The sequence below is a fragment of the Sphingobium naphthae genome (assembly GCF_043589935.1).
Taxonomy (GTDB): Bacteria; Pseudomonadota; Alphaproteobacteria; order Sphingomonadales; family Sphingomonadaceae; genus Sphingobium; species Sphingobium naphthae_A.
This window is the reverse complement of sequence record NZ_CP171454.1, coordinates 399,428-423,361: the sequence shown is the minus strand read 5'-3', so window position 1 is coordinate 423,361 and position 23,934 is coordinate 399,428. Positions and strand designations below refer to the sequence as shown.

Annotated in this window: 17 protein-coding genes and 1 tRNA gene; 10 read left to right on the top strand and 8 right to left on the bottom strand. The window is 66.8% G+C overall.

What is annotated here, in order from left to right:
* Positions 1 to 28: 28 nt before the first annotated feature.
* A complete protein-coding gene (locus tag ACGGKE_RS02030) occupies positions 29 to 691 on the bottom strand; it encodes a uracil-DNA glycosylase (protein WP_394439648.1) in 663 nt (220 codons plus the stop codon).
* Positions 692 to 714: 23 nt separating this feature from the next.
* Here ACGGKE_RS02030 and folK point away from each other — a divergent pair, with 23 nt between their 5' ends.
* The 3 genes from folK (at position 715) to ACGGKE_RS02015 (ending at position 1,986) form a co-directional block, all read left to right on the top strand.
* A complete protein-coding gene (folK, locus tag ACGGKE_RS02025) occupies positions 715 to 1,236 on the top strand; it encodes a 2-amino-4-hydroxy-6-hydroxymethyldihydropteridine diphosphokinase (RefSeq protein ID WP_394439645.1) in 522 nt (173 codons plus the stop codon).
* 42 nt (positions 1,237 to 1,278) lie between these two features.
* A tRNA-Lys gene (locus ACGGKE_RS02020) sits at positions 1,279 to 1,354 on the top strand.
* Between the two features lie 65 nt (positions 1,355 to 1,419).
* A complete protein-coding gene (locus ACGGKE_RS02015) occupies positions 1,420 to 1,986 on the top strand; it encodes an NUDIX domain-containing protein (protein WP_394439642.1) in 567 nt (188 codons plus the stop codon).
* Here the strand turns inward: ACGGKE_RS02015 and glgX are convergent.
* The 6 genes from glgX to ACGGKE_RS01985 all read right to left on the bottom strand — a co-directional run bounded on the left by glgX (position 1,967) and on the right by ACGGKE_RS01985 (position 12,573).
* Positions 1,967 to 3,847: a glycogen debranching protein GlgX gene (gene glgX, locus ACGGKE_RS02010; protein WP_394439639.1), complete on the bottom strand. Its 1,881-nt coding sequence runs from the start codon at positions 3,845 to 3,847 to the stop codon at positions 1,967 to 1,969. The genes ACGGKE_RS02015 and glgX overlap by 20 nt on opposite strands.
* Positions 3,844 to 5,292, bottom strand: coding sequence for a glycogen synthase GlgA (glgA, locus tag ACGGKE_RS02005; RefSeq protein ID WP_394439636.1), 1,449 nt, complete (start codon positions 5,290 to 5,292; stop codon positions 3,844 to 3,846). The genes glgX and glgA overlap by 4 nt, the downstream gene beginning before the upstream one ends.
* 8 nt (positions 5,293 to 5,300) lie before the next feature.
* Complete coding sequence (glgC, locus tag ACGGKE_RS02000; protein WP_394439633.1) at positions 5,301 to 6,560, bottom strand: glucose-1-phosphate adenylyltransferase; 1,260 nt, start codon at positions 6,558 to 6,560, stop codon at positions 5,301 to 5,303.
* A gap of 52 nt (positions 6,561 to 6,612) precedes the next feature.
* Positions 6,613 to 8,772 (bottom strand): 1,4-alpha-glucan branching protein GlgB, encoded by a 2,160-nt coding sequence (glgB, locus tag ACGGKE_RS01995; RefSeq protein WP_394439630.1) that lies wholly within the window; start codon positions 8,770 to 8,772, stop codon positions 6,613 to 6,615.
* 20 nt (positions 8,773 to 8,792) lie between these two features.
* Positions 8,793 to 11,261 (bottom strand): glycogen/starch/alpha-glucan phosphorylase, encoded by a 2,469-nt coding sequence (locus tag ACGGKE_RS01990; protein ID WP_394439627.1) that lies wholly within the window; start codon positions 11,259 to 11,261, stop codon positions 8,793 to 8,795.
* A gap of 112 nt (positions 11,262 to 11,373) precedes the next feature.
* Positions 11,374 to 12,573, bottom strand: a complete 1,200-nt coding sequence (locus tag ACGGKE_RS01985) for a serine hydrolase domain-containing protein (RefSeq protein WP_394441682.1) — start codon at positions 12,571 to 12,573, stop codon at positions 11,374 to 11,376.
* A 143-nt stretch (positions 12,574 to 12,716) separates the two neighbouring features.
* Here ACGGKE_RS01985 and ACGGKE_RS01980 point away from each other — a divergent pair, with 143 nt between their 5' ends.
* The 4 genes from ACGGKE_RS01980 to ACGGKE_RS01965 all read left to right on the top strand — a co-directional run bounded on the left by ACGGKE_RS01980 (position 12,717) and on the right by ACGGKE_RS01965 (position 19,977).
* Positions 12,717 to 13,229, top strand: coding sequence for an RNA polymerase sigma factor (locus ACGGKE_RS01980; RefSeq protein ID WP_228167678.1), 513 nt, complete (start codon positions 12,717 to 12,719; stop codon positions 13,227 to 13,229).
* Between the two features lie 55 nt (positions 13,230 to 13,284).
* A complete protein-coding gene (locus ACGGKE_RS01975) occupies positions 13,285 to 14,229 on the top strand; it encodes a FecR family protein (RefSeq protein ID WP_394439623.1) in 945 nt (314 codons plus the stop codon).
* Positions 14,213 to 16,648, top strand: a complete 2,436-nt coding sequence (locus tag ACGGKE_RS01970) for a TonB-dependent receptor domain-containing protein (RefSeq protein ID WP_394439619.1) — start codon at positions 14,213 to 14,215, stop codon at positions 16,646 to 16,648. Before ACGGKE_RS01975 ends, ACGGKE_RS01970 begins: the two co-directional genes overlap by 17 nt.
* 113 nt (positions 16,649 to 16,761) lie before the next feature.
* On the top strand, positions 16,762 to 19,977 hold the full coding sequence (locus ACGGKE_RS01965) for an autotransporter domain-containing protein (RefSeq protein ID WP_394439616.1): 3,216 nt from the start codon (positions 16,762 to 16,764) through the stop codon (positions 19,975 to 19,977).
* A gap of 220 nt (positions 19,978 to 20,197) precedes the next feature.
* On the opposite strand, the gene ACGGKE_RS01960 is transcribed toward ACGGKE_RS01965, so the two are convergent.
* Positions 20,198 to 20,953 carry a hypothetical protein gene (locus ACGGKE_RS01960; protein ID WP_394441679.1) on the bottom strand — a complete coding sequence of 252 codons (756 nt, stop codon included), beginning with the start codon at positions 20,951 to 20,953 and terminating at the stop codon, positions 20,198 to 20,200.
* 222 nt (positions 20,954 to 21,175) lie between these two features.
* Between ACGGKE_RS01960 and ACGGKE_RS01955 the strand changes: the two genes are divergently transcribed.
* The 3 genes from ACGGKE_RS01955 to lnt are packed head-to-tail and all read left to right on the top strand — an operon-like array spanning position 21,176 to position 23,897.
* Positions 21,176 to 21,694, top strand: a complete 519-nt coding sequence (locus tag ACGGKE_RS01955; protein ID WP_394439613.1) for a GNAT family N-acetyltransferase — start codon at positions 21,176 to 21,178, stop codon at positions 21,692 to 21,694.
* An 11-nt stretch (positions 21,695 to 21,705) separates the two neighbouring features.
* Entirely contained in the window at positions 21,706 to 22,341 is a 636-nt protein-coding gene (locus ACGGKE_RS01950; protein WP_394439611.1) for a YqaA family protein, read from the top strand.
* A 5-nt stretch (positions 22,342 to 22,346) separates the two neighbouring features.
* On the top strand, positions 22,347 to 23,897 hold the full coding sequence (gene lnt, locus ACGGKE_RS01945) for an apolipoprotein N-acyltransferase (protein WP_394439608.1): 1,551 nt from the start codon (positions 22,347 to 22,349) through the stop codon (positions 23,895 to 23,897).
* The last annotated feature ends 37 nt before the right edge of the window (positions 23,898 to 23,934 follow it).

Genomic DNA, 23,934 nt, shown 5'->3' with positions numbered 1-23,934 from the left:
TTTTTCGTGGCCAGCGCTTGACGGCCGGTCAACCCAGCGCCGCCGCGACCTCCACGGCCCGGGCAAACACGGCGTCGAACATCTCGGCCGTCAGCCGCCCGGTATTCTGGTTGTAGCGCGAGCAGTGATAGCTATCGATCAGCATGCGCCCATCGGGCATGCGATGTTCGGCCAGATGGGCAAAGCGCGCCTTGGGCAGCTTGCCGCCCAGCACCTTCACCGCCGACTGGTGCGCGATCTGCCCCAGCGCGATGAAGGTGCGAGCGCGGGGCAGCGCCGCCACCCCGTCGGCCAGAAAGGCACGGCAGTTGCGGATTTCGGTGGGATCGGGCTTGTTCTGCGGCGGCAGGCATTTGACGGCGTTGATGATGATGACGTCGCGCAGCACCAGACCGTCGTCCGGCCGCGCGTCATACTGGCCTTGCGCCAGGCCATGGCGCGCCAGCGTCGCGAACAGCAGGTCGCCGGCATAGTCGCCGGTGAAAGGCCGACCGGTGCGGTTCGCCCCCTGCCGGCCGGGCGCCAGCCCCACGATCGCGATGCGCGCCATCGGATCGCCAAAGGCGGGGACCGGGGCGTTCCACCAGTCGGGATGCTCGGCCCGGCATTGCCGGCGCAAGGCGACGAGGCGGGGGCAGCGCGGGCAGTCGCGCGGCGGCTCGGTCGAGGCAAGGGGGCTTTGCAGCATCACGCCGAGCAGATAGGCGCTGGAGCATGGCGGACACAAGGCTGAGCAGCGGCACCCATGTCTATGCGCTGGCGCTGGGATCGAACCGGCCGCGCTCGGCGCGCCGCACGCCTGCGCGGCTGATCGCGCAAGCGGTGGCGCTGATCGGCGCGGAGATGCGCGTGCGCGCGGTGTCGCCGGTGATCGTCACGCCGCCGCTGGGCCCTTCGCTGCGCCGCTACGCCAATGCCGCAATGCTGGTGGAGAGCCATCTGGAGCCCCCGGCCCTGCTGCGCCGACTTCAGGCAATCGAGACGCGGCTCGGCCGGCGCCGGCACCGCCGCTGGGGCGCGCGCACCATCGACATCGACATCATCCTCTGGTCGGGCGGAAAGTGGCGGGAGCGCCGGCTGACCGTGCCGCACGCCGCCTTTCGCGCCCGCGCCTTCGTGCTGACGCCTTTGTCCCACATCGCGCCGGGCTGGCGCGATCCGTCAAGCGGCCACGCCGTGCGCCATCTGCACGCGCGGCTGGAAAAAGCGAAACCAAAGCGGGCGACAAGAGGTTGACCATCCGCGCCGCCCCCTTTAGGGCGTCGTCCACCGCTTCGGGGGTCCATAGCTCAGTCGGTAGAGCAACTGACTTTTAATCAGTAGGTCGCTGGTTCGAGCCCAGCTGGACTCACCATTTTTCCCGTCAAGCGGCCCATTTCCTTCCGTCTTCGGTCCTGTCCGGGAAAGGAAAGCCGCTCGATGCAGATCCTTTCGTCCCGCCCCCTTTACCAGGGCTGGCTCAACCTGTTGATGGTGCGGCTGCGCGCCGCCGACGGAGTGGAGGTCGATCGGCATGTCGTGGAGATGCGCCGCGCGGTGGCGGTGCTGCCCTTCGATCCCGCGCGCCGGGTCGCCATCACGGTGTCGATGCCGCGCACGCCGGTGATGCTGGCCGGCCTGCCCGACATGATGGAGGCGATCGCGGGCCTATTGGAGGAGGATCCGGCCGACTGCACGCGGCGCGAGGCGATGGAGGAAGCGGGCGTGCGGCTGGGCGACATGGTCCATCTGGGCCAGATCTGGAGCATTCCCAGCGTCGTCACGGAGAAGATCGACTATTATCTGGCGCCCTATGGCGCACAGGACCGCATCGGCGCGGGCGGCGGCCTGATCGAGGAGCAGGAGAATATCAGCGTGCATGAGCTGCCGCTGGACGCGCTCTGGACAATGATGGCGCGCAAGGAGATTGCCGACGGCAAGCTCGCCATCCTGCTGATGGCGCTGCGCCTGCGGCGGCCGGACCTGTTCAGCGTTCCGGTCGACTGACCAGGATGCTGCGCGCCGCCGCCTCCGCCGCGCCATGCGGCAGGTGGAAGCGACAGGGTTCGGATGACCCGTTGACGCAGATGGCAAGACCGCTCTGCCGATAGCGCAGGACGATGCGACGGCGATCAGGGTCTTCCCACTGCGTTACCGTCAGCGGATACCCCGCTTCATCGAGCCATTCCACGTCGGCGTCCGTCAACGCCGCTATGCCGTGCAGGTCCGGCTCGCTTGCCCGCAACGCCGCGAGCGCGAAGGCATGCGCCTCCAGCACCATGTCGCGATTGTCCCAGCCGATCCAGCTGATCGCATTGTCCTGTGCGTAGGCGTTGTTGTTGCCCTGTTGCGAGCGGCCGAACTCATCCCCGGCGCTCAGCATGATGGTGCCGCGCGAGCAGAAGAGAGTGGCGAGCAGCGCCATCACGTCCCGCTGGCGCGCTGCCCGGATCGCGGGGTCATCGCTGGCTCCCTCGACACCATTGTTCCAGCTGAAATTTTCGCCATGCCCGTCGCGATTCTGCTCGCCATTGGCGTCATTGTGCCGCTGCACGTGAGCGGTGAGGTCCGCCAGGGTGAAGCCGTCATGGGCGGCAAGGAAATTGACGGTGCGGCTGCGCTCGTCGGGGAAGATGTCGCTCGATCCGGCGATCCGCGTGGCAAAGGCGCCCGCCATGCCCGCGTCGCCGCGCCAGAAGCGCCGCATGTCGTCGCGATAGCGGTCATTCCATTCCAGCCATGGTGCGGGGAACCGGCCAAGCTGGTAGCCGCCCGGGCCGACGTCCCATGGCTCGGCGATCATCACTCGGTCGGCGAGCACGGGATCGGCGCGCATCGCCTGCAACAGCGGCGCGTCGGGATCGAAGCCATGGTCCATCCGCCCCAGCGCCGGGCCGAGATCGAAACGGAAGCCGTCGACGCCTGCCTGCTGCACGAAATGGCGCAGCGACGCCAGGATGATGTGCCGCATCGCCGGCGCGTTGCAGGCGATGCTGTTGCCGGTGCCGGTGTCGTTGATGAGCCGCCCGTCGGCGGCGTGGCGGAACGCGCCCCGCGCGTCCAACCCGCGCAGCGACAGGGTTGGGCCCTGGCTGTCGCTTTCGCCGTCATGATTATAAACCATGTCGAGCAGGACGCCGATGCCCGCGTCATGGAGCGCCGCCACCGCCTGCCGCAATTCCGCCATGCCGCCGGGAGCCAGGCGCGGATCGATCGCGAACCAGCTGACCGGATTATAGCCCCAATAGTTGGTGAGGCCGAGCGGCCCCAGATGCCGCTCGTCGATCCAGGCGTTGATCGGCATCAGCTCGACGGCGGAGACATGGAGCGCCTTGAGATGGGCGATCACCGCCGGATGACCGAGCGCCGCGATCGTCCCGCGCTGCGCCGCCGGCACATCGGGATGGCGCATGGTGAAGCCGCGCACATGCAGTTCGTAGATCAGCCCACCAGGCGTGAAAAGCGGCGGCCGGAGCGCGACGGGCGGCAGCCCCGCCTCCAGCACGCCCTTGGGCATCAGCGCCGCGGTGTCGCCGCCCTGCCCGCGCGGCGCGGCAAGCGCGGGATCATAGACAAAGGGCCGATCGATCGCGGTCGCATAGGGGTCGAGCAGCAGCTTGTCGGGGTCGAACCACAGGCCGGCGGGGGGATCATAGGGGCCATCGGCGCGCAGGCCATAGCGCGCGCCCGCGCCGACGCCCGCCGCCGCGACGTGCCAGACGCCATTGGCGCCGCGCTCCATCGGCACGCGGGCTTCGCCATCCTGGGCATCGAACAGGCATAGCCACAAAGCGCTGGCGTCGGGCGCATGGACGCTGAAGCGCGCTCCGCCCTCCGTCAGCTGCGGCGCGCCCGCGCCGTCGCTCACGCCGCCTCCGCCAGCAGGCTGCGATAAAGGGCGGCGTAACGAGCCGCGCTTTGCCGCCAGGATACGTCGGCGCGCATCGCTGCGCGCTGCATCGCCTGCCAGATCGGTCGATCGCGATGAAGCGCCACCGCGCGGCCGATCGCACCGTGCAGCGCCAGCGGATCGGACGGCGCGAAGACGATGCCGGTGGCGGCGCCAGCGCTCACCGCCGCCTCATTCGCGTCGATCACCGTGTCGGCCAACCCGCCGACCCGCGCCACCACTGGCAGGCAGCCATAGCGCAGCCCGTAAAGCTGCGTCAGGCCGCACGGTTCGAACCGGGAGGGGATCAAGATGGCGTCGCCGCCCGCCTGCATCAGGTGAGACAGCGGCTCGTCATAGCCGATGCGCGCGGCGATTCGTCCGCGATGCCGGTCGGCCGCGGCCAGGAAAGCGCCCTCCAGCGGATGGTCGCCCGATCCCAGCAGCGCCAGCTTGCCGCCCAGGCCGACCAGATGGTCAAGCGCCTCGATCATCAGGTCCATGCCCTTCTGCCAGGTCAGGCGGCTGACGATGACGAACAGCGGGGCGTCATCCTGGTCGAGGCCGAACGCCTGTTCCAGTGCCCGGCGATTGGCGGCGCGCGCGCCCAGCGCTCGACCGCTGAACCGCCGCGCAATCAGCGGATCCTCTGCCGGGTTCCAGATGTCGGTGTCGACCCCGTTCAGAATGCCGTGCAGCCGGTCCACCCGCCCGTTGATGAGCCCGTCCAGACCCATGCCATGGACCGGGAAGCGGATTTCCTGCGCATAGGTGGGGCTGACGGTGGTGATCGCGTCGGCCGAGACCAGCCCGCCCTTCAGATAGCCGACGCCGCCATAATATTCGACGCCATCGACGCCCCAGGCTTCCGGCGGCAGGCCGAGCGCGGGAAAGATGTCGGCGCCGAAGCGGCCCTGAAAGGCGAGATTGTGGATCGTCACCAGCCGGGGCACGGCGTGGGCCGGGCCGAAGCGCATATAGGCGGCGGTCAGCGCCGCTTGCCAATCATGGACATGGACGATGTCGGGGCGCCAGCCCTTCAGTCCGCCTTCGGCAATGTCGGCGGCGACGCGCGAGAGAGCGGCGAAGCGACGCCAGTTGTCGCTCCAGTCCGTGCCGCCCGGTCCGCCATAGGGGCCGCCTTCGCGCGCGAAGAAGGCGGGCGCATCCAGCACCAGCAGGTCGAGCCCCTCGACCTGCGCCGCCAGCACCGCAGCGGCCTCCCCGAACAACGCATCATAGCGGCGCAGCGTCTTCGCCTTGCCCAGCCGCGCCAGGACGGAGGGGTATCCGGGCACCAGCGTGCGCGTGGCGACGCCCTCCAGCGCAAGCGCGGCCGGCAAGGCCCCGACCACGTCCGCCAGCCCGCCCGTCTTGATGAGCGGATAGATTTCCGAGGTGACCGACAGCAGCTTCATCGTCATCGACCCCGTCAGGCCGCCAGGCGATCGATCATCGGCTGGGTCACCAGGCAGATGCCGCTGTCGGTGCGGCGGAAACGCTGGGCGTCCAGCACCGGATCTTCGCCGATCACGAGGCCGGGCGGGATGAGGATGCCGGAATCGACCACGCATTTGTGCAGCCGCGCGCCGCGACCGATCTCGCAATCGGGCATGATGATGCTTTCCGTGACGGACGAGAAGCTGTGCGTGCGCACGCCGGAGAAGAGCAGGCTGCGATGGAGCGAGGAGCCCGAGACGATGCACCCGCCCGCGACCAGCGACGAAGTCGCGGAGCCGCGCCGGCCTTCCTCATTATGCACGAACTTGGCGGGCGGCGTGACTTCCGAATAGGTCCAGAGCGGCCAGCTATGATCATAGAGGTCGAGCGAAGGGACGACGTCGGTCAGGTCGATATTGGCCTGCCAATAGGCGTCGATCGTGCCGACGTCCCGCCAATAGGGTTCCAGCTCGCTTTCGGCCCGGACACAGCTGCTGGAAAAGCGATGCGCCACCGCCTTTCCATGCTTGACGATATAGGGAATGATGTCGCCGCCAAAGTCGCGCTTGCTGCTCTTGTCGTCGGCGTCGCGCCACAGCTGCTCGATCAGGAAGCGGGTGCGGAAGACATAGATGCCCATGGACGCGAGCGCCAGGTCCGGCTGGCCGGGAATGGCGGGCGGATCCTTGGGTTTTTCGACGAAGTCGGTGATTACGTCCGCCTCGTCCACATGCATGACGCCAAAGCCGACCGCTTCCATCCGCGGCACCTCCAGGCAGCCGACGGTCACGTCCGCGCCGCTATCGACATGCTGCTGCAGCATCAGCTCATAGTCCATCTTGTAGACATGGTCGCCGGCCAGGATCACCATATATTCGGGCGCATAAGCCTCGATGATGTCTATATTCTGGAACACGGCGTCGGCCGTGCCTTCATACCATTGGCTTTCCGATATGCGCTGGCTGGCGGGCAGTATGTCGAAACTTTCATTGCGTTCGGGACGCAGGAAGTTCCAGCCGCGCTGCAGGTGGCGGATCAGCGAATGGGCCTTATACTGAGTAGCGACGCCGATGCGGCGGATTCCGCTGTTGAGCGCGTTGGACAAGGCGAAGTCGATGATCCGCGCCTTGCCGCCGAAATGCACGGCCGGCTTGGCGCGCCGGTCGGTCAGTTCGGCAAGGCGGCTGCCGCGTCCGCCGGCGAGCACATAGGCCATCGCATCGCGCGCTATGGGCTGATATTTGGTCTGCATTGGGCCTCTCCATCCTTCCGCCCGCAAGTCGCCTGAACGCGCCCGTCGGTTCTCAAAAATCCAGCTCCAGCATCAGCGTCGCGAAAGGCGGGATGGTGATGTTCGCCCATCCTTCCTCATCCGCCATGACCGCGCCCATATTGCCCGCGCCGCTGCCGCCATAATCCTGCGCATCGCTGTTCATGACTTCGCGCCAGCGGCCGCCCGAAGGCAGGCGCATGCGATAGCCATGGCGCAGGACGGGGGTGAAGTGGCTGATGATGACGATGGGCATCGCGCCGGGCGCGCGCCGCACCCAGGCGAAGAGCGAGTCTGCGCTGGCGTCGACCAGCACCCATTCGAAGCCCTCCGCTTCGCAATCGCGAGCGTGGAGCGCCGGGCGGCTGCGGTAAAGCTGGTTCAGGTCCGCGACCAGCCGCTGCATCCCCCGATGCGGCCGATGGTCGAGCAGATGCCAGTCGAGCGCCCGCGCCTCGCTCCATTCGTCGCGCTGGGCGAATTCCTGCCCCATGAACAGCAGCTTCTTGCCGGGATAGCCCCACATCAGGCCATAATAAGCGCGCAGCGTCGCGAATTTCTGCCAGTCGTCGCCCGCCATCTTGTGCAGCAGCGACGATTTGCCATGCACCACCTCGTCATGGCTGAGCGGCAGGACGAAATTTTCGGTGAAGGCGTAGAGCAGGCCGAAGGTGATGTCGTCATGATGATGGGCGCGATGCACCGGGTCGCGCTGCAGATAGCGCAGCGTGTCGTGCATGAAGCCCAGATTCCATTTGAAGCCGAAGCCCAGTCCGCCCGCGTCCACCGGCTGCGACACGCCGGGCCAGCTGGTCGATTCCTCCGCAATGGTCATGATGCCGGGATGCGCGCCATAGAGCGCCTTGTTCATCTGCTGGAGGAAGCTGACGGCCTCCACATTCTCGCGCCCGCCATGATCGTTGGGGATCCACTCCCCCGGCTGGCGGGAATAATCGAGATAGAGCATGGAAGCGACCGCATCCACCCGCAGCCCGTCGACATGGTAGCGCTCGGCCCAGAAAAGCGCGTTGTTGGCGAGGAACTGCGCCACTTCGCGCCGGCCATAATTATAGATGGCAGTGTTCCAGTCGGGGTGGAAGCCCTTGCGCGGGTCGGCATGTTCGTAGAGCGCGGTGCCATCGAACTGCGCGAGGCCATGTTCGTCGGTGGGAAAATGGGCTGGCACCCAGTCAAGGATGACGCCAATGCCGGCGCGATGCGCGCCATCGACGAAGCGGGCGAAGCCTTCCGCATCGCCGAAGCGCGCGCTGGGGGCGTACAGGCCGAGCGTCTGATAGCCCCAGCTGGGATCATAGGGATGCTCGCTGATCGGCAGGAATTCGATATGAGTGAAGCCCATGCCGACGACATAGGGGATGAGGCGGTTGGCCAGATCGTCCCAGCTCAGGAAATTCCCGTCCTCGTCGCGCTGCCATGATCCGGCATGGACTTCGTAGATGGCGATCGGCTCGCGCCGAGGATCGACCCCGCGCCAATGCGCCTGATGCCGCTCGTCGCCCCAGACATGGGCGGGCGGCGGCGCGACGATCGACGCGGTCGACGGGCGCAGTTCGGACTGGAAGGCGAAGGGATCGGACTTGAGCGGCAGCGGCTCGCCCTGCGCGCCGATGATCTCGAACTTGTAGGCGCTGCCCGCCCCCACTTCGGGCAGGAAGATTTCCCACACGCCGGCATCGCCCCGACGCCGCATCAGCCCGCGCCGCCCATCCCAGCGGTTGAAGTCGCCCACCACGGACACGCGCCGCGCATTGGGTGCCCAGACCGCGAAATGCGTGCCGGTCATGCCTTCATGCTCGATGACATGCGCGCCCATCTTGTCGAACAGGCGACCGTGCGATCCTTCGGCGAAATAATGATCGTCCATCGGCCCCAGCACCGGGCCATAGCCATAGGGATCGACCAGCGCATAGTCGCTGCCATCGGGATAACGCGCGATGTAGCGCAGCGGCTGGCGCTTGCGCACCGACACCTTGCCGCAGAACAGGCCATCGGGATGAACGCGGTGCAGTTCGCCGACCGGCTTGCCCGCCAGCGTGTGGGCGCTGACGCTCAGCGCCTCGGGCAGCATCACGCAGGCGGTGAAGCCCTTCGCCGCCGGGTGGACGCCCAGGGTGGCGAAGGGATCATCCTCGCGCCCCTCAACCACCCGGTCGATCTGCTCCGGCGTCAGCATCGCCTATCTGCGCCCCCGGATCATGCCGGCAGCTTCCAGATGTCGGTCGCATATTCCCGGATGGTGCGGTCGGACGAGAACCAGCCCATGCGCGCGACATTGTGGATCGCCTTCTTCGCCCACAGCCCCTGATCCTTCCAAAGCGCATCGACGCTACGCTGCGCCGCGGAATAGCTGTCGAAATCGGCCGCCACCATGAACCAGTCATGGTCGTAAATGCCCTGGATCAGCGCCTTGTACCGATCAGGATCGTCGGGCGAGAAAACGCCGCTGGCAATGGCGTCGAGCGCCTGGCTGAGTTCGCGGCTCTGGCCGATAACCTCGCGCGGGGCGTAACCGCTGGCTCGCCGGTCGTTCACCTCCTGCGCGGTCAGGCCGAAGATGATGATATTGTCCTCCCCCACATGATCGCGCATTTCGACATTGGCGCCGTCGAGCGTGCCGATGGTGAGCGCGCCATTGACGGCGAATTTCATGTTGCCGGTGCCCGACGCCTCCATCCCCGCGGTCGAAATCTGTTCGCTCAGATCCGCGGCCGGGATCATCATTTCGGCCATGGAAACATTGTAATTGGGCACGAACTGCAGCTTGAGCAGCCCCTGCACCGCCGGATCATGATTGACCGCGCGCGCCACGTCATTGGCCAGTTTGATGATCAGCTTGGCATTGTGATAGCTGGGCGCGGCCTTGCCGCCGAACAGCTTCACGCGCGGGGTCCAGTCCTTTTCGGGATGGGATCGGATCTGGTCGTAGAGCGACACCGCTTCGATGATGTTGAGCAATTGGCGCTTATATTCGTGGATGCGCTTGATCTGGATGTCGAACAGCGCCGCAGGATCGATCCGGGCATTGACCCGCTTGCGCAGCAGGTCCGCCAGTGCCGCCTTGTTGGCGCGCTTGACCGCCAGGAAACGCTCCTGGAAAGCGGCGTCGTCGGCGAAGCGATCCAGGTCGCGCAGCGCTTCGGGATCGTCCATGAACCCCTCGCCGATCGCGTCGCGGATCAGCGCCGTCAGGCCCGGATTGCACTGCATCAGCCAGCGGCGGAACGTGACGCCGTTGGTCTTGTTGTTGATCCGCGCGGGATAGAGGCGGTGCAGGTCGGCGAAGACCGTTTCCTTCATGAGGTCGGTGTGCAGCGCCGACACGCCATTGACGCTGTGCGATCCGGCAAAGGCCAGATTGCCCATCCGCACGCGGCGGCCGCCATGTTCGTCGATCAGCGAGATGGCGCCGATCGCGCCGTCATCGAACTGACCCGAACGGCGCGCCTCGGCGAGCAGGCGGCTGTTCACCGCGTAGACGATCTGCATGTGGCGCGGCAGCAGCCGCTCGAACAGGGGCACGGGCCAGCTTTCCAGCGCCTCCGGCAACAGCGTGTGGTTGGTGTAGCTGAAGGTGCGGCGGGTAATGTCCCAGGCTTCATCGAAATCCAGCCCATGATCGTCGAGCAGAATGCGCATCAGTTCGGCGACCGCGACGGCCGGGTGCGTGTCATTGAGCTGAATCGCCGCCTTGTCGGGCAGCGTGCGGATATCCTCGAAATATTGGATATGCCGGCGAACAATGTCCTGCAGCGAGGCGGAGGAGAAGAAATATTCCTGCCGCAGCCGCAATTCCTGGCCGGCGGGCGATGAATCGGCGGGATAGAGGACGCGGGTCAGCGCCTCGGCCCGGTTGCTTTCGGACAGGGCGCCCAGATGATCGCCGGCGTTGAACTTGTCGAGCAGGATCGGGTCGATCGGCTGCGCTTCCCACAGCCGCAGCGTGTTGACGCGCTTGCCGCGCCAGCCGGCGATCGGCGTGTCATAGGGCGTGGCGATGACGCGCTCGCCGGGCTTCCAGTGCATCTGGTGCGGCCCCGCCTCCTCGCCTTCGGCCGGGTCGACGCGCCCGCCAAAGCCCACTTCGTAGCTCGCCTCGCGCCGCTCGAACTCCCAGGGATTGCCGTGCGCCAGCCAGTTTTCCGGCAACTCCACCTGCCAACCGTCGCTGATCTCCTGCCGGAACATGCCGTTTACATAGCGGATGCCATAGCCATAAGCGGGCACGTCCACCGTCGCCATGCTTTCCATGAAGCAGGCGGCGAGCCGGCCGAGGCCTCCATTCCCCAGCGCCGCGTCGGGCTCCAGCGCGGCGATGATGTCGATATCGACGCCCAGCGACGCCAGCGCCGCCTGAAGATCGTCCAGCATCTCCATGTTGGACGCGGCGTCGCGCATCAGCCGCCCGATGAGGAATTCGAGGCTGAGATAATAGACTCGCCGCCCCTGCGCCTCATAGGTCTTGTGCGTGGAATCGATCCAGGCGTCGATCACCCTGTCGCGGATCGCCAGGATGACGGCATGCAGCCAGTCATGTGGCTTGGCGGCGGCAGCGTCCTTGCCGATGCGATAGGTCAGCCGCTCGACGATTTCGCGAGCCAGCAAGTCGGGATCGACCTGCCGCGGCGCGGGCCTGGGAAGCTTGGTCTGGCCCTCAAGATTCATGGCGCAAAGTCCCCCTGGTCAAATCGCCGGTGATGATGGCATAGGCGCAAGCGCCGCGCCATCGGCATTTCGGCGGTGCAGCAAGAACTTGCGGCAGGGATTTTCGATCCCCCTACCCGCGCCGTGATTGCATAATTGCCTGGGCCCCGCCCTGGCGCAGTTGCGCGCGGATCGGATAGGCGCTGGAGGGCAGCAGCTGCGTCATGAAGATGCCGATCAGCCGCTCGACCGGATCGATCCAGAAATAGGTCGAAAAGACGCCGCCCCAATAATATTCGCCGCCCTTCAGCCCCATGGCGAAGCCAAGGCCAAAGCCGACGCCCTGATAGTCCGCTTCGCTGAACATGGCGCTCGACAGGCCGGCCAGGTCGCTGCCGCCGGGCAGCTGGTTTGTCCGCATCGCCGTGACGGTCTCAGTCGACAAAAGCCGATGCCCGTCCAGTTCGCCGTCGCGCAGCAGCATACGGGCGAAGCGATGATAGTCCGCGGCCGAGGAAATCAGCCCGCCGCCGCCCGAATGGAAACGCCCCGTGCGCCGCCAACCACTGCGCGCGCCCCGGTCCGCGACGACGCGCACGCCGCTTTCCTCCAGCCGCCAGGCATCGGTCATGCGCGCCGCCTTGTCGTCGGCCAGGATGAAGCTGGTGTCCGTCATGCCGAGCGGCGCGAAGATGCGGCTCTGGAACAGGCTTTCCAGGTCCATGCCCGTGACCCGCTCCACCACCACGCCCAGCACGTCGGTGGAGACCGAATAATTCCAGCGTTCCCCCGGTGAAAATTCGAGCGGTAAGGTCGCGAGCTCGGCGATGAACTGGTCGGACGTGCGCTTTTGCTGGAATTCGTCCAGCCCCAGCTTGCGGTATCGCGCGTCAATCGGCGTCTGGCGTTGCAAACCATAGGTCAGGCCCGATGTGTGGCGCAGCAAGTCGATCATCCGCATCGGCCGCGCCGGCCGGCTGCGGTTCGCGCGCCCGACGCGCACATCCGCGAATTCGGGAATGACATCCGTCACCGGCGTGTCGAGGGCGACCAGCCCCTGTTCCACCAGCATCATGAAGGCGACCGACGTGACCGGCTTGGTCATCGACGCGATGCGATAGAGCGCATCGGGGCGCAGCGGCGCGCCATCGTCGCGCGCGGCGCCGCGCGTGATCGACAGCAGCGGCTGCTCGTCGCGCGACAGCAGCAACTGCATATGCGGCAGCTTGCCGCTCTGGACATAGGACCGATCGAGCATGGCGGCGAGCGCATCCAGCCTGTCGGGGTCCATGCCCGCCGCGACCGCCGCATCCCTGTCCAGCCCGTCCATCATCCGCACCGCCGCTCCGTTCAATCTTCGCGCCTTCCAGCGCTAGAGCAGCCTACGCGCCGCGTAAACAGCTTGGCGATTGCCAAGACCCCGTCCCGCCCTCTATGGCATCCGGCCTGATCGCTCGCATTGGACCCAGAACAGGCATGGCCACCGGCCTTTCCGCGATATTCATGGCGAACCGCGCCGCGCTGCTGCGCTTCCTGCGCGCGCGCGGGGCGGGCGACGATGCCGAGGATCTGCTGCAGGACATGTGGATGAAGCTGGAGGCGAAGGATCTGGGCCCCGTGTCCGATCCGCTGCCCTATCTCTATCGCATGGCGAACAACCTGATGCTGGACCGCTATCGCTCCTCCAGCCGGCGCGAGCGGCGCGAACAGGATTGGGCGGAAGGCGCCGGCGGGGTCATGGCTGATCCGACCGAAGACATCGCCGTCGATGAACGCATCATCCTGAACCAGCGATTGGACGAAGCGCGCGGCGTGCTGCGCAGGCTGGGGCCGCGCGTCGAACTGGTGTTCCGCCGCTTCCGCATCGAAGGGGTCGGGCAGAAGGTCATCGCCGAGGAATTGGGGGTCAGCCTGACCACGGTGGAGAAGGACCTGCAAAAGGCCTATCGTGCGATGATCGCGCTCAAGCAGAAACTGGATACGGAATGAGCGGGTCGGCGGCGTCAGGCTTTGCAAGGGGCATAATAGGAACAGGGCTGGAGCCATGGTGAACGAGGAGGCGCTCGCGTGGGTGATCCGCACGCGGGATCCCCAATTTGATGACTGGGAGGCCTTCACCATCTGGCTGGAGGGCGACCCCGCGCGCGCGCAGGCCTATGATGCGCTGATGGCGCAGGATGCGGAGCTGGACGCGATCCTCCCGCCTGATCCCGTCGCGATGCTCGTTGCCGCCAACGACGTTGCGCCCACGCGCCGCAAGGCCTGGCGCTGGGCGGCCGGCGGCGCGATCGCCGCGGCGCTGGTCGCGACCGTGTCGATCGGCATGATGAACCGGGCGGACATCTACAGCGTCAGCACGCGGCCGGGCGAAACCCGCCGGATCGCGCTGGACGATGGCACGACGATCGAACTCAATGGCGACACCCGCCTGCGGCTCGACCGCAAGGACCTGCGCTTCGCGGCGCTCGACCGGGGCGAAGCCGCCTTCACCGTGCGCCACGACGCCGGCGATCCCTTCCGCGTGAGCGTAGGCGACGCCGTGTTCGAGGATGCGGGCACAGTGTTCAACATCGTCCACACCGACAAGGCGACGCGGATCGGCGTGTCGGAAGGCAAGGTGATCTACAATCCGGAGGCGGAAGCGATCGCCCTGCCCGCGGGCCGCGCGCTCGCCGACGATGCCGACGGGCTGCGCGTCATGGATGTGGCGCCCGCCGCGGTCGCCAGCTGGCGCGAGGGCCGGCTGGTCTACTCCAATGCCGCGATCGGCGACATCAGCCAGGATATTGGCCGCTCGCTGGGCATTCGCGTCACCGCGACACCGGGCGCGCAGGCGATGCGCTTCACCGGCACGATCCGGCTCGACCGCGATCCCGCGCGTTTCTTCGCGGGCGCCGCGCCGCTGATGGGGCTTTCGGCCGTGCGTCAGGGTGACGCCTGGGTGCTGAAGCAAGGGTCAACCAAGGAAGGGAATGCGCCGCAGAGCTGACCTTCTTTTCGTCGCCGCCGCCATTCTGGCGAGCGCAACGCCCGCACAAGCGGCGGACAGACAATCGATCAGCATCGCCCCCGGACGGCTGGGCGAGGCGGCGATAGCGCTCGGCCGTCAGACGGGGGCCAGCATCGGCATGTCCGACCAGGCGCTCGCCGGCCTGGCGACGCGGGGCGTGGAAGGAAGGCTGACGGTCGAGGCCGCGCTCCAGCGGCTGCTCAAGGGCACGCGCGCGACCGCCCGGCGGATCGACGCGCGCACCTGGCGGATCGAGCGCATGCGCATCGCATCCGCGCCCGCCGCAAGCCCCCCGCCGTCCGTGGCGCCCGCACCCGCGCCGGACGCGCCGCCCGCGGAAATCATCGTTACCGCTTCCAAGCGCGACACGCCGCTTCCCCGCTATGCCGGCATGGTCGAGGCGCTGGACAATGGCGTCTTCACCAGCGCGCAAGCGGCAAGCGGCACCGCGACGCTGCTGGCGCGGATCGCCAGCCTCAGTTCGACTCATGCCGGCAATGGCCGCAACAAGCTGTTCATCCGCGCCATCGCCGATTCCGGCGTCGCCGGGCCGACGCAGGCGACCACCGGCCAGTATCTGGGCGACATGCGCCTCAACTATGCCGCGCCCGACCCTGATCTCAAACTCTACGATGTCGGCCGGGTCGAGGTGCTGGAAGGGCCGCAGGGCACGCTATATGGCGCGGGATCGCTGGGCGGCATCATCCGCATCATGCCCAACGCGCCCAATCTGGGCGACTATGGCGGCCAGGTGTCGGCCGGCCTGTCCGCGACCCAGCATGGCGACCCTGGCGGCGACCTGTCCGCGACGCTCAACCTGCCGATCGTGGCGGAAAAGCTGGCGCTGCGCGTGGTCGGCTATGGCGTGCAGGAGGGCGGCTATATTGACGACGTCAACCGCGGCGAGGATGACGTCAACCGCGTGCGCACCTGGGGCGGCCGCGCCGCGCTGCGCTTCGCGCCGGACGAGAACTGGACCATCGACCTCAACGGCGTCTACCAGCATATCGACGGGGACGACGCGCAATATGCGACCCGGTCCGTCGGCCGGCTGCAACGGGCCTCGGCCGTGTCGCAGCCCTATTTCTCCGATTATCTGCTCGCCAATCTGCGGATCGAGCGGCAGTGGGACAGCCTGCGCTTCGTGTCCTCCACCGGCTATGTCCGCCATGAACTGGCCGAAAGCTATGACGCCACCCAGCCCGGCAGCGCGCCCGCGCTGTTCCGCCAGGATAACAAGGTCGATATCTTCTCGACCGAAAATCGGCTGGTGCGCGACCTCGACAATGGCCTCGGCTGGATATTGGGCGCCGCCTATCTGCAAAGCACGTCCGACATCCACCGGTCGCTGACATCCTACGGCACCGCCGCCGTGTTGCCGGAAATCATCCCCAACGTGCCGGTAATCGGCAGCGGCCGGGCAGCGCCCGCGACCGGCGTGCGCAACAGCGTCAAGGAAGCAACGCTGTTCGGCGAGGCGTCGTTCGAACCGGTCCAGGGGCTGATCGCCACGATCGGGGGGCGGCTGACCAGCAGCCGCCTGTCGGGCGAGGCGCTCGAACCGGTCGCCGCCCTTTCGTCCGCCGACATCGCGCGGGCCGAGGCGCAGGCCGACCGCAATGAGACGATCTTCCTGCCGTCCGCATCGCTGCTGACCGACGCCATTCCCGACGTGACGCTTTATGCCCGGTTCCAGCAGGGCTTCCGCCCCGGCGGCCTGGCCGTCGATGACCAACGCGTGCGCCGCTACCAGAATGACCGGATCTCGACCTTCGAACTCGGCTTTCGCAAGGGCATGCCGGGGCGCGATCCGCTCGCGCTCAGCGCCAATGTCGCCTATACCGACTGGCGCGACATCCAGGCCGATGTGACCGACCGGATCGGCCTGCCCACGACCGCCAATATCGGCGACGGACGCATCTATACGGTCGAAGGTCGCATCGTGCTGCGCCCCCTCCCCGCGCTCACCCTCGACGGCAGCTTCATCTATAATGACAGCAAGCTCAGCCGTCCCGCCCAGTTCCTGCGCGCCCTGTCCTATGAAGGCGAATCCCTGTCACTGCCCAATGTCGCCAATCTGGGCGGGCGTCTGGCGCTTGATTACCGGATGGCGCTGGCACAGGGCATGAGCCTGCATCTGAACGGCGCGGCGCGCTATGTCGGCAAGTCACGGCTGGGCGTCGGCCCGATCCTGGGCCAGACCCAGGGCGATTATGTCGACACCAGCCTCACCGCCAGCATCACGCACGGGCCGGTGCAATATTCGCTGTCGCTGACCAACCTGCTCGACAGCAATGGCAACCGCTTCTCGCTCGGCACGCCGTTCGACTTGCGGTCCGATTACTACACCCCGCTGCGCCCCCGCACGCTGCGCGTCGGCATCGACTTCGCCTTCTGACGACAATCTGAACATCCATTCATCGCATCGCCGGACGGGAAGCACGGCCCGGCGACGTCCCATGCGCACGCGCGCCTCAACGAAATTGCAGCGCGGCACGCAGAGGAGACATCATGCGACATCTACTGGCCTGCACGGCCATCGCGCCGGTTCTGGCGGCCCTTGCCAGCGCGGACGCGTCGGCGGAAACCACGATCAGCACCGCAACCACCGCGCCGGTCAAGACATCGACCGTGGCGAGCGGATCGGCCGACGACATCACCATCAGTTCGGCGGGATCGATCACGCTGACCAGCGGCGCGGCGGTGACGGTCGACAGCAATAACGACGTCTCCAATGCCGGCACCATCACGATCAACGACGCCGACAATGTCACCGGCATCCTGATCGCGCCGGGGACCAGCGGCGACATCACCAACAGCGGCACCATCACCCTGACCGAGGATTATACCGCCGAGGATGAGGATGACGACGGCGACACCGACGGCGTCTTTGCCAAAGGCAGCAACAAGAACGGCATCTGGGTGCAGTCCGGCGCGGGCCATAGCGGCGACATCACCCATAGCGGCACGATCAGCATCGAAGGCAACAGGTCCGCTGCCATCCGCCTGGACGGCGCGCTGACCGGCAACCTTGCGACCAGCGGCACGATCACGGTCGTGGGCGACAATAGCTATGGCGTGGTCACCAACGATGTGACCGGTGACGTGACGCTACGCGGCGCGATCAGCGCAACCGGCGAAAATAGCGTCGGCGCGGCCCTGCTCGGCGACGTCGATGGCGCGCTGAAGATCCAGGGCACGATCATCAGCACCGGCTACCGCTATACCACCCGCCCCACCGACACGGACATTCTGGACGAGGACGACCTGCTGCAGGGCGGATCGGCGGTGGTGATCGCCGGCAATGTCAGCGGGGGCGTGATCTTCGACGTGCCGCCCGTCGCCAGCGACGATGACGACGAAGACGATACCGACATCGACGATGACGGCCTGACCGACAGCAGCGAAGGCACGGCATCGGTCGTGACCTACGGATCGGCGGCCGCGGTTCAGGTGGGCGCGGCCGATACCGACACGGTGATCGGCGCCGTCGCCGCCGATTCGTCGGGCTACGGCCTGATCGTCAACGGCACGATCGCTGGCTATGGCATCTATGACGGCGTCGACGCCAACGGCCTGGTCATTGGCGGCCTTGGAGGCAATGTCGACATCGCCAAGGGCGTGCTGGTCGATGGCACCATCGCTGCGGTTTCCTATGACAGCAATGCGACCGCCCTGCGCCTGGGTTCGGGCGCGAGCGCCGGCACGATCGAGGTCAGCGGCACGATCGGCGCAACCGGATCGGCCGAGGAAGGCACGGCCGCGCGCGGCGTCGTCATCGATTCCGGCGCGAGCGTCGACAGCCTGTTGATCAGCGGCACCGTCGCAGCGTCGGCGTTGGACGATGAGGATGGCGCCGCGATCGCCATTCTCGATTCTTCGGGCACCGTCTCCAGCCTCAGCAACACGGGCGCCATTTCCGCCAGCGGCGGCCTGTCCAACACCGCCATCGACCTTAGCGCCAACAGCAGCGGCGTCACGCTGACGCAGGAACTCGCTGACGAGGACGCCAGCGCGCCGCAGATCATCGGCGACATCGCTTTGGGTTCGGGCAATGACAGCGTCAGCGTTTCGGCCGGCACCATCACCGGCGACCTGGCGCTGGGTGCCGGCGACGACAGCGTCTCGCTCTCGGGCAGTTCGACGCTGACCGGCGACACCAGCTTCGGCGGCGGATCGGCCAGCCTGACCCTGGCCGACACCGCGGCCATAGTGGGCGGAGTCGACTTCGGTAATGGCGGCGGCACGCTGACGCTGGGCGGCACGTCCAGCCTGTCGGGCGCGATCAGCAATGCCGGCGGCATCGACGTGGTGCTGGACGGCGGCACCCTCAACGCGACCAACACCGGAACCATCGCGCTGAACTCGCTCACCGCCAGCGGGACGTCGACCATCGGCGTCACGATCGACGCGGAGAATGAGACGAGCACCCTCTATGACGTCGCGGGCGCCGCCAGCTTCGCCAGCGGATCGCAGGTGAAGGTCAATCTGGCGCAGGTCAGCGGATCGGAAGGCGACTATGTGATCGTCCAGGCCGGTTCGCTCAGCGGATCGCCCACGCTCGGTACCGAAACCCTGCTGCCCTACATGTTCAAGGGCAGCGTGACGGGCGACAGCACGGCCGGCACGGTCACCCTGTCGATCGCGGCCAAGACGGTCTCGGAACTGGGCCTCAGCGGATCGCTGGCGCGCGCCTATTCGGCGATCTTCAACGCGCTGGACAATGACAGCGACGTCGCCAACGCCTATCTGGGCATCACCGACGGCAGCACGCTGACCGCCAATCTGCGCCAGATGCTGCCCGACCATGCCGGCGGCACTTTCGAAGCGGTGACGTCGGGTTCGCGCGCGACCGCCCGCATCCTGTCCGATCCCAACGGCATCTACCGCACCAAGGACGGGCGGCTGGGCTTCTGGCTGCAGCAGGTGGCCTTCGGCAGCGCCAAGAGCGTGGGCAGCACCGCCTCCTACGACATCAACGGCTGGGGCGCGGGCGGCGGCGTCGAATATCTGACCGATCTCGGCGCGTTCGGCGGGTCCTTCGCCTATATCCATGGCAGCGATTCCAGCGGCAGCTCCAACAACGCCGTGGATTCCGACCAGTATGAACTGGCGGCGCACTGGCGCGGCCAATGGGGACCGCTGCTCGCCTTCGCGCGCGTGTCGGCGGCCAAGGTCAATTTCTCTGGCACGCGCCACTTCGAAAATGGCGATGTCGTGCGCACCGCCACTGGCGAATGGGACGGCGATCTCTATGCCGCGACGGCAGGCTTGTCCTACCAGCTGCAATTTGATCGCTTCAGCCTGCGTCCGGCGGTCGGCATCGACTATTATCGCCTGAAGGAGGATGGCTATGCCGAAACCGGCGGCGGCGACGCCTTCAACCTGACCGTGCTCGACCGCACCAGCGACGAGACCACGGCCAATGGCACGATCACGGCCGGCTATGACTTTGGCAGCCTGAACCGGGCCGATGGCTGGGTCCGCCTGGAACTGGAAGGCGGCCGGCGCCAGATCATCGGCGGATCGCTCGGCAACACCACCGCCTATTTCAAGGACGGCGATCAGTTCACGCTGGTGGCGGAAGACCGCACCAATGGCTGGACCGGCCGCGCCCGCCTCTATGGCGGCACCGACACCTTCCGCATCGGCGGGGAGTTCGGCGCGGAGGAACAACAAAATCACGTCGCCATCTCATTTCGCGCGACGGTTAACTTCGTGCTGTGACGTCTGACAGGTGAAGCGACGGGCCACACCCCACAGACCCTCCCGGTCCGTCGCTTCCGCTTCGGCACACATCCCTCCCCAAGGGCGCCGGACATAAAGAGGGGCGTCGCCGGTCCCCCCGGCGGCGCCCCTTTCTTTGCTCGACACGGCATTTTCGGAACGGACAGGTCCGGGCGAGCGCCGAGTCCGAAGACCCTAACGGCTGCGCGCCATTGGCAAGTCAGCCGCCGGGAGGCACGACCCGGCGGCTGTAGTCGATGCGGATGCGCACCCAGCTGCCGACCATCACCTTGCCATTCACGCGCGGCGGCAGCACCAGGAACTGCCACGCCGCGAGCCGCACGGCGCGACCGAAGCCAGACCCCATCGGCGATTCGCCCATCACCTGGCAATTTTCGACATGATAATGGTCGATCGTCTTGCAGGCGACCAAGCCCCAGCCACTGGTCGGCGCATCATTGGGCAGATAGGGCGACAATTCCGCGTGGGTGGGTCGCCGATACCATTGCGCCTCGAACAGCTGGACGCCGCCCGGCCCTTCTCCCGGACCGGCAACGGCGGCGCTGTTTCCCTGTCCCGCCGACCCGTCGCCGGCCGCGCGCCTGGGCATCTTGCCGATGTCGGCCGACGCCATCTGCTCGCGGTTGAGCGTCAGGAAGGCAAAGGGCGACGGCGGCTGTTCGACCGGCTTTTCGACCTCCAGCGGCGGACGGACGACGGGCTCCTCCACCTTCTGCGGTTCGGCCTTGCTTTCCTCGCGCCGCTCGGCCTTCTCGGCCTTGGCTTCCTCCTGCGCCGCCTTGGGTCCAGCTTCTGTCTCGAAGGTGACGGGCAGACGCGGGTCCATCTTGGGCGGCTGGAAGGATGGCGACAGGGTGAACAGCGCCAGCAACAGCAGCAGGTTCAGCACGAGCGCGAACGTCACGCCGGCCGCACGCTGCCGCACCTTGGCCCAGGAAATGGAAGAAAATGTCAAACGCACGGACCGAACAGACGATTGGGAAGCCGGTCTTGCCCAGACGGCGCGGCGGCGTCAACGCCGTCACGCCGCCCGCCAATCAGTCGGTGGCGCGCACGCCGCTCGGATCGCCCGGCCCGTCGCAGGGAGTCGCCCTGGCCCGTCATCCGCTCGCGTCTGCGCCGTGCCGACCATTGCAGGCGATTGCCCGCTGCTTCACAATTCGACTAGAGCGCGGCCATGGATATTCGCCTCGCCACCGCCGCCGACCTGCCCCAGATCCACCCCGTGATCGAGCGGGCCTATCGCGGCGATGCGGCGCGCGCGGGCTGGACCTTCGAATCCGATCTGCTCACCGGGGCGCGGACGGACCTGGCCTCGCTGTGCGCTATCCTGGACAGCCCACACGACCGGCTGCTGATCGCCATCGTCGACACCATCCCGATCGGCTGCGTGCAGGTGACGGACAAGCAGGACGGCACCGCCTATCTCGGCCTGCTCTGCATCGACCCTGACCGCCAGGCCGCGGGCCTCGGTCGCCAGTTGATCGCCGCCGCAGAGGATCTTGCCGTCCGCCTCTTCGGCGCGACGCGCATGGAAATGACGGTCATCGACCGCCGCGTCGAACTGATCGCTTATTATCAGCGCCGCGGCTATATCCTCGGCGCCGAACGACGCCCCTTCCCCATAGCGCTCGATCCGCCGCTGGAGATGGTGGTCCTGGCAAAAGCGCTGGCGGCGCCCCTTCATCTCCGCTAGGTCCGCGCGCGATGCTCACCAGGCTCTACCAATGGACGCTGGCGAAGGCCGCGCACCGCCACGCCGAGCGCTGGCTCTTCGCCGTCAGCTTCATGGAATCGAGCTTCTTTCCGATTCCGCCGCATCCTCTGCTGGGCCTCATGTGCCTTGCCCGGCCCGAGCGCGCAGTCCGATTCGGGCTCATCTGCACCATCGCATCGGTGCTGGGCGGCCTCTTCGGCTATGCGATCGGCTTTTTCCTCTATGAAGCCGTCGGCGAGCAGCTATTGCACGCCCTTGGCCTGGCGGAAAAATTCCCGATCGCGGCCTGCTATCTGCGCGACTATGGCGCAGAGATCATCCTGATCAAGGGCGCGACGCCCATCCCGTTCAAGCTCATCACCATCACCGCGGGATTCATCGGCCTCTCGCTCTTCACTTTCCTGTGGGCCAGCATCGTCAGCCGTGGTTTCCAGTTCATGCTGGTCGGCATCCTGTTCTGGAAATTTGGGCGGCCGATCAAGGCGTTCATCGAGAAATATCTGGCGCTGCTGTCGGCTCTCTTCCTGCTGCTGGTGGTGGGCGGCTTCGTCGCCATCTCCACCTTCTCAGGCACCGGGCATGAAAGCGACGCCTGTTCGCGCGCCACCACGGCGACGGTGCGCTGACCCTCATGCTGCAAGCCGCCTTCGCCCGCCACCACAGGATTGCGGCGCTGCTGGCGGGCGTCCTGTCCGCCACCGGCTTCGCGCCGCTCAATCTCTGGCCGGTGGCCCTGCTCTGTTTGGCGGCGCTCATCATCCTCATCCAGCAAGCGCCCGACCGACGCGCCGCCTTCCTGCGCGGCTGGCTGTTCGGCGTCGGCCATTTCACGCTCGGCCTCAACTGGATAGCTCACGCCTTCACCTTCCAGGACAGCATGCCGCACTGGTTCGGCTATGGCGCGATCGTCCTTCTTTCGCTCTATCTGGCCGTCTATCCGGGCCTTGCGACGCTGGGGGCCTGGTGGCTGCGCCGTCGCTTTGCGCTTAGTCCGCTTGCCTTCCTCTTCCTCTTTGCAGCCTGCTGGACGGTGACGGAGTTTCTGCGCGCGACGCTCTTCACCGGCTTTGCCTGGAACCCGCTGGGCGTCGTCCTGCTGCCGACCGGTGCTGCGATCGCCGCCACGGTGATCGGCACCTACGGGCTTGGCGCGCTGGTCATATTGGCGGCAGGCGCGCTGATGCTCGCCGCGCACGGCCAGGCGCGGCTGGGCGGCCTGATCGCCGCGCCCCTGCTGCTGCTCGCCCTGATCGGCTGGCTCGCTCCCGCACCGGCTACCCCGGCCGGTGCGCCGCGCATCCGCGTGGTCCAGCCCGATATCGGCCAGGACGAGAAATATTCGGTCGAGGCGGAGTATCGCAACTTCGCCAAGCTCTCGAGCCTGTCCGGCAAGCCCCGCCCGGCACCACGCCTCATCTTCTGGCCTGAAGCGGCGATCCCCGCCTATCTCGATCTGGAGCCCGACTGGCGCGCGCGTCTCGCTGGCCTGCTCGGGCCGGGCGATCTGCTGATGACCGGCGCGGACAAGGTCTATTTCAAGGCGGTCGAGGAGAATGGCGTCCTCGTCAACAAACTGTCCGGCGCCAACAACAGCGTCTGGATCGTGACGCCGCAGGCGACGATCGCCGGACGCTACTCCAAGGCGCATCTCGTCCCCTATGGCGAATATCTGCCGATGCGGCACATATTGGAGCCCATCGGCTTGTCGCGCCTGGTGCCGGGCGACGCGGACTTCTGGCCGGGACCCGGGCCGCAAAGCCTGACCCTGCCCGCGACGCTCGGCCGCCCGTCGCTGAAGATGGGCGTGCAGATCTGCTATGAGATCATCTTCTCGGGCCAGGTCGTCGACGCCGGGAACCGGCCCGATTTTCTCTTCAACCCCTCTAACGACGCCTGGTTCGGCAGTTGGGGGCCGGTCCAGCATCTCGCCCAAGCGCGACTGCGCGCTCTGGAGGAGGGCATTCCGATCATCCGCGCCACTCCCACGGGCGTTTCCGCCGTGATCGACGCGCGCGGCCAGGTGGTGCGATCGCTTGGCCTCAACCGCGCGGGCTATCTGGAATCCGGCCTGCCGCCCGTGCTTTCGCCGACGCTGTTTGCGCGCTTGGGCAACATCCTCCCCTTCCTCTTCGCCTTGCTGCTGCTGGGCGCTGCCATTGCAACTCGATACCGCAGCCGCTAAGGCGTCATTGCACATAAAGATTTCTTTATACGCAGAC

What these genes read in the sequence shown, in the direction of transcription:
- folK (WP_394439645.1), top strand. Translation starts at nt 715, where the DNA reads ATGGCGGACACAAGGCTGAGCAGCGGCACCCATGTCTATGCGCTGGCG.
- ACGGKE_RS02015 (WP_394439642.1), top strand. Translation starts at nt 1,420, where the DNA reads ATGCAGATCCTTTCGTCCCGCCCCCTTTACCAGGGCTGGCTCAACCTG.
- glgA (WP_394439636.1), bottom strand. Translation starts at nt 5,292, where the DNA reads ATGACGATGAAGCTGCTGTCGGTCACCTCGGAAATCTATCCGCTCATC.
- glgC (WP_394439633.1), bottom strand. Translation starts at nt 6,560, where the DNA reads ATGCAGACCAAATATCAGCCCATAGCGCGCGATGCGATGGCCTATGTG.
- glgB (WP_394439630.1), bottom strand. Translation starts at nt 8,772, where the DNA reads ATGCTGACGCCGGAGCAGATCGACCGGGTGGTTGAGGGGCGCGAGGAT.
- ACGGKE_RS01990 (WP_394439627.1), bottom strand. Translation starts at nt 11,261, where the DNA reads ATGAATCTTGAGGGCCAGACCAAGCTTCCCAGGCCCGCGCCGCGGCAG.
- ACGGKE_RS01985 (WP_394441682.1), bottom strand. Translation starts at nt 12,573, where the DNA reads ATGATGGACGGGCTGGACAGGGATGCGGCGGTCGCGGCGGGCATGGAC.
- ACGGKE_RS01980 (WP_228167678.1), top strand. Translation starts at nt 12,717, where the DNA reads ATGGCCACCGGCCTTTCCGCGATATTCATGGCGAACCGCGCCGCGCTG.
- ACGGKE_RS01975 (WP_394439623.1), top strand. Translation starts at nt 13,285, where the DNA reads ATGGTGAACGAGGAGGCGCTCGCGTGGGTGATCCGCACGCGGGATCCC.
- ACGGKE_RS01970 (WP_394439619.1), top strand. Translation starts at nt 14,213, where the DNA reads ATGCGCCGCAGAGCTGACCTTCTTTTCGTCGCCGCCGCCATTCTGGCG.
- ACGGKE_RS01965 (WP_394439616.1), top strand. Translation starts at nt 16,762, where the DNA reads ATGCGACATCTACTGGCCTGCACGGCCATCGCGCCGGTTCTGGCGGCC.
- ACGGKE_RS01955 (WP_394439613.1), top strand. Translation starts at nt 21,176, where the DNA reads ATGGATATTCGCCTCGCCACCGCCGCCGACCTGCCCCAGATCCACCCC.
- ACGGKE_RS01950 (WP_394439611.1), top strand. Translation starts at nt 21,706, where the DNA reads ATGCTCACCAGGCTCTACCAATGGACGCTGGCGAAGGCCGCGCACCGC.
- lnt (WP_394439608.1), top strand. Translation starts at nt 22,347, where the DNA reads ATGCTGCAAGCCGCCTTCGCCCGCCACCACAGGATTGCGGCGCTGCTG.